This is a genomic window from Achromobacter pulmonis, from assembly GCF_002885955.2.
GTDB classification, from domain to species: domain Bacteria; phylum Pseudomonadota; class Gammaproteobacteria; order Burkholderiales; family Burkholderiaceae_B; genus Achromobacter; species Achromobacter pulmonis_A.
In genome coordinates this window covers 1-5,078 of sequence record NZ_POQS01000024.1, presented here as the reverse complement: position 1 = coordinate 5,078, position 5,078 = coordinate 1, and the positions used below count along the sequence as shown (strand labels likewise).

The following is a 5,078-nucleotide window of genomic DNA, read 5'->3' as shown; positions in this document are numbered from 1 at the left end:
GGACTACGACCTGCAATGGCCGACGGCCAACGTCGAGCATGGCACCGGCGTGCTGCCGGTATGGGGAGGGGCGCAGTGGATCGAGGACTGACCGACGCCGACTACCGGGCGCTGCTGTTTGCGATGCTGCCGCCCGGCGTGGTGTGGCCAACCGATCCAGACAGCCGCCTGCAGCGCGTGCTGCTGGGCCTGGCCCAGGAGTTCGTGCGCGTCGATGCGCGCGCCCGGCAGTTGCTGGCCGAAGCCGACCCGCGCCAGGCGCGCGAGCTGTTCCCCGAGTGGGAGGCCAGCTACAGCCTGCCCAGCCAGTGCGCGCCGGCGGTGCAGAGCCTGGCCGACCGCCAGGTCGCGCTGATTGGGCGCATTGTCGGGCGCGGCGGGATGCGCGCGGCGGACTACATCGACATGGCCGAGGGCCTGGGCTACCCGGGCACGGAAATCATCGAGCAGCACGAAGCGACGATGGAGCTGGCCAACGGTGTCGGGCCGCGCGGCGCCGAGATCGGCGACCCGCTGAACGGTGAGGACTGGCTGTGGGCCTGGGACGTGTTGGTGCCGTCCGGGGTGATTCGTGAGGCGGTGATCGGCGGGTCCGAGATCGGCGACCCGCTGCGCAGCTGGGGCGACGAACTGATCGAGTGCGCGCTGCATGAGGCCGCGCCGTCGTGGCTGATTTTGAACGTAGGTTATCGGGAGGCTTAATCATGGAAAAAGTAGGTGCCTTCACCGACCGGGTGACATCCGAGGGTGAATGGAGAAACGGAGACCCCGCCAGCAACGTGCGCGCCACGCCGATGCTGGCGGCCTGGTTCAACATGCTGCAACGCGAGCTGCTGGCCATCCTGGCCGATGCCGGCATTGATCCCGACATCGCCGACGAGGCCCAGCTGGCGGCGGCCATCAATGCCATCGCGGATCGACGCTCGGTAAGCCGCGTCGATGGCGTGGCGGCTTTAACTGTCGAGGAGGAGTAAGACATGCAGGGAGTACCCCGCTACGGTCTGCGCACGCGCGCCGACTATGACCTGTTGCAAGGACTGGCCGTCCAGGGCGAAATCCGCCCGCAGGGCGTGGCCACGCTCAAGCGGCACTGGGAGGGCCTGCTGGCCGGGCGCTGGACGTATGTGCATGACCGCGACCTGGCCGAGGGTGAGGCGCCCGACGGCGCCGAGCCGGAATACCGCGTCCTGGAAAGCCAGGACCGGGNCTGGCCGTCCAGGGCGAAATCCGCCCGCAGGGCGTGGCCACGCTCAAGCGGCACTGGGAGGGCCTGCTGGCCGGGCGCTGGACGTATGTGCATGACCGCGACCTGGCCGAGGGCGAGGCGCCCGACGGCCCCGAGCCGGAATACCGTGTCCTGGAAAGCCAGGACGAGGACGGCGACGTGCGCCGCGTGCAGATCAAGCGCATCGAAAGCCCCACGGCGGAAATCTTCCGCCTGGGCTTCACGGTGCAGGACGTGGAACAAGCAATTTCTGACCTGGAGGCAGCGTAATGGCGGAGAAGACCTACGCGATCCCGGCCATGGGCGCCGGGCATTTCAGCATGATGGGCGCAATCAGCGCGTCCGGCGCGATGCGCCTGGACGTGCCCGAGGGCATCGTGAACATCGGCGGCAACGGCAAGGGCTATGTGCTGCCGCCCAAGACGGACTGGGACCCCACCGAGGAGGGCAACCAGGACGGCTCGCTGGACGGCCTGGCGCTGGGCGATGACGTGTACCTGTACGCTGTCCAGGGCGACGACGGCCGCGCCGGCCTGGTGGCCAGCACCAATATCACGGTGCCCGGCGGATACACGGCCGCGACCAGCCGCAAGATCGGCGGCTTCCATTACGGCCGCGTGCGCACCGTGGCCCAGCGCTACAACACCGCCATCGCGCCGGCGGTGCAGATCGTGCCGAACAGCGTGTGGGACTTGGGCCACCGCCCGACGTGCGACCCGACTGGCATGGTCGAAGTGGTGNNNAGATCGGCGGCTTCCATTACGGCCGCGTGCGCACCGTGGCCCAGCGCTACAACACCGCCATCGCGCCGGCGGTGCAGATCGTGCCGAACAGCGTGTGGGACTTGGGCCACCGCCCGACGTGCGACCCGACTGGCATGGTCGAAGTGGTGCCCGGCCGGCTGTGGGTGGACATCTACCTGAACAGCGAAGGCAGCGGCGTGTGGCCGGAAAACATCCCGGTCAGCCGCTACGGCGCCATGCCGCTGCGCGACGACGTGTATGCGCGTGCCGACTTCCACCTGCTGGCCCGCAACGCCGGCAAGCGCCTGCCGACCGTCGAGGAGTTCCTGACCTACGCCGAGGGCGCGCCGCAAGGGGCCAATGGCAGCAACGATACGGCCTGGGCCGCAACCACCAACACCGGCNNNCGCTGCGCGACGACGTGTATGCGCGTACCGACTTCCACCTGCTGGCCCGCAACGCCGGCAAGCGCCTGCCGACCGTCGAGGAGTTCCTGACCTACGCCGAGGGCGCGCCGCAAGGGGCCAATGGCAGCAACGATACGGCCTGGGCCGCAACCACCAACACCGGCCCCACCACCGCCGGCGGCGTGGCCAAGGCGGTGTCCATGTTCAACGTGGTGGACGCGGCCGGCAACCTGTACGACTGGCTGGATAACCACCTGGATGTCGGCCTGGGGGCGACGGCAGCCTGGAAGGCCGACATTGTCAACGTGGGCAAGGATGCGGCCCTGGCGCGCGGCCAGGTGTATTCGTATGTCTTCGGGACCAACAACGCCAATAGCAGCTGGCGGTGCTTCCTTGGCGGTGGCGGCTTCGGCGGCGGCGTGGGCGCGGGCGCGCGCTCCCTGGGCTCGCATGCGGCTCCGTGGNCGGTGTCCATGTTCAACGTGGTGGACGCGGCCGGCAACCTGTACGACTGGCTGGATAACCACCTGGATGTCGGCCTGGGGACGACGGCAGCCTGGAAGGCCGACATTGTCAACGTGGGCAAGGATGCGGCCCTGGCGCGCGGCCAGGTGTATTCGCATGTCTTCGGGACCAACAACGCCAATAGCAGCTGGCGGTGCTTCGTTGGCGGTGGCCTCTTCGTCGACGGCGTGCGCGCGGGCGCGCGCTCCCTGGGCTCGCATGCGACTCCGTGGCTTGCGTCNCTTCCTTGGCGGTGGCGGCTTCGGCGGCGGCGTGGGCGCGGGCGCGCGCTCCCTGGGCTCGCATGCGGCTCCGTGGGATGCGAGTGGCGCTGTGGGCCTGCGCTGCGTCTGTGACGCCCTGTGAGCGTGAACCCTGAATCGGCCCCGCGACAGCGGGGCCTGGTAATCGTGAACAAGGTGGAGCGGCTGATGGTGGATCTAGGGCCGCACATCGACAAGATCCCGCGTCACCAGCGATTCCGCTACGGCGCGCGCCTGGAGGAGGCGCTGTGGGAGCTGGTGCGGCGGCTTATCGAGGCGGCCATGTCCAACCAGAAAAGCAAGGTCTACCGGGCCGACGAGCAGGTGCGCTACATCCACGCGCTGCTGCGGCACGGCGCCGAGCGGGATCTGCTCGGCGCCAAGCGTGTGGGCGACGCGGCCGGCAAGCTGGCCGAGGTCGGCGCCATGCTCGGGGCCTGGCGTCAGCGATTGGAGGGATAGAGCAGTAAGGGGTGGGCCGGGTTTCGGCGACAGCTGGCGGTGCTTCATTGGCGGTGGCAACTTCGACGACGGCGTGAACGCGGGCGCGCGCTCCCTGAACTCGAATGCGAATCCGTGGAATGCGAATGGCAATGTGGGCCTGCGCTGCGTCTGTGACCACCATTCTAGAGAGGGCGGCGACGGTGTCGCCGTCACCCAAGATCCCTGCAGGGGGTCAGCCGGTCCGTCCTGGTCCTGCGCGAGCAGGCCGAATACGACGGTTCGGGCGGCGCGAGTAGCGCAAGCGAAAGCCCCGCCCGGGCGCTTATTGCAGAACAAGAGAAGGTGAGATGGGAAGACGAGGCAAGAATCTGATTGAGGAGATCATCGACTGGGACAACCTGGTCGAGGCGCACCGCCTGGCCAGGCGCGGCAAGCGCGACAGGTTCGACGTGGCCGACTTCGAGGGCCGCATGTGGGAGGAGCTGGGCGCGCTGCAAATGGAGATGCTGTGGGGCACGTACAGCCCCGGCCGGTATCGGTCTTTCCTGGTCTACGAGCCGAAGCAGCGCGTGATCCTGGCCGCACCCTACCGGGACCGCGTCGCCCAGCACGCCATCTGCAACATCTGCGCCCCGATCTGGGACCGGGGCATGATCTTCGACAGCTACGCCTGCCGGCCCGGCAAGGGCACACACCTGGGCGCGGCCAGGGTCGAGCGCTGGCTGCGCGGCATGGCCGCCACCGGCGACACCTGGGTGCTGAAGATGGACGTGAGCAAGTATTTCTTTTCGATCCGGCACGAGCTGGCCAGGTCCGTGGTGCGCGACAAGATCAGCTGCCCGGCCACGCTCAAGCTGCTGGATACCATCATCGCCAGCACGGGCGGATCGGGCGAGACTGACCCGGTGGGCATCCCGGTGGGCAACCTGACCAGTCAGTGGATCGCCAACCTGGTGGGCAACCGCATCGACCAGTGGGCCAAGCGCACGATGGGCCTGCGGCGGTACGCCCGCTACATGGATGACATGGTGGTGCTGGTGCGCAGCAAGCAGGAGGCGCTGGAGCTGCGCGACGCCTTCGACGACAAGCTGGCCAGCATGGGCTTGCGCTTCAGCAAGGCCAGCGTCCTGCCGGCATCGCGGGGCGTCAACTTCCTGGGCTATCGGATATGGCCCCACAAGCGCCTGCTGCGCAAAGACTCGGTGCGCCGGATGAAGCGCGCCATGCGCGCGATGCAGCGCGACTACGCCGAGGGAAAGATCAGCCTGGCGCAGGTCCAGGAACGCATCAATTCATGGGTCGCCCATGCGTCCCATGCCAACAGTGAGAGCCTGCGGCGCCAGATCCTGGGGTCCGTGGTATTCAGCCGAGGAGGCAAGGAGGCAGTCCGTTGATTCAGCACCGACCAATCATCCCCTGGATAGGCGGCAAGCGCCGCCTGGCGTCCGCCGTCCTGGACAAGTTCCCCGCCCATACGTGCTATGTGGAGGCG

Annotated in this window: 7 protein-coding genes and 1 pseudogene (1 of these 8 running past the window's edge); all 8 read left to right on the top strand. The window is 68.2% G+C overall.

All coding sequences use genetic code 11. The annotated features are described in order from the left end of the window. A protein-coding gene (locus C1I89_RS33300) for a baseplate J/gp47 family protein (RefSeq protein ID WP_102776385.1) crosses the window boundary here: on the top strand, window positions 1-91 show its final stretch. 779 nt of this gene lie to the left of the window's left edge; only the last 91 of its 870 coding nucleotides appear in the window; the start codon falls outside the window, past its left edge; its stop codon occupies window positions 89-91. Further along, window positions 76-702, top strand: coding sequence for a YmfQ family protein (locus tag C1I89_RS33295; RefSeq protein ID WP_167752776.1), 627 nt, complete (start codon window positions 76-78; stop codon window positions 700-702). Before C1I89_RS33300 ends, C1I89_RS33295 begins: the two co-directional genes overlap by 16 nt. Before the next feature lie 2 nt (window positions 703-704). After that, a complete protein-coding gene (locus C1I89_RS33290; protein WP_181391112.1) occupies window positions 705-974 on the top strand; it encodes a hypothetical protein in 270 nt (89 codons plus the stop codon). A 266-nt stretch (window positions 975-1,240) separates the two neighbouring features. Further along, the gene (locus tag C1I89_RS33285; protein WP_102776383.1) at window positions 1,241-1,495 is read left to right on the top strand and encodes a hypothetical protein; all 255 of its coding nucleotides are present in this window, start codon (window positions 1,241-1,243) and stop codon (window positions 1,493-1,495) included. Then, window positions 1,495-1,905: pseudogene (locus C1I89_RS36110) on the top strand (phage major tropism determinant); the annotation flags it as partial. The gene C1I89_RS33285 and the pseudogene C1I89_RS36110, both read left to right, overlap by 1 nt. A gap of 5 nt (window positions 1,906-1,910) precedes the next feature. Next, complete coding sequence (locus C1I89_RS36105; RefSeq protein ID WP_440130686.1) at window positions 1,911-2,465, top strand: phage major tropism determinant; 555 nt, start codon at window positions 1,911-1,913, stop codon at window positions 2,463-2,465. A 776-nt stretch (window positions 2,466-3,241) separates the two neighbouring features. Continuing rightward, window positions 3,242-3,604 carry a diversity-generating retroelement protein Avd gene (avd, locus tag C1I89_RS33265; protein ID WP_102776379.1) on the top strand — a complete coding sequence of 121 codons (363 nt, stop codon included), beginning with the start codon at window positions 3,242-3,244 and terminating at the stop codon, window positions 3,602-3,604. A gap of 329 nt (window positions 3,605-3,933) precedes the next feature. Then, on the top strand, window positions 3,934-4,980 hold the full coding sequence (locus tag C1I89_RS33260; protein WP_060833161.1) for a reverse transcriptase domain-containing protein: 1,047 nt from the start codon (window positions 3,934-3,936) through the stop codon (window positions 4,978-4,980). Window positions 4,981-5,078: the final 98 nt, after the last annotated feature.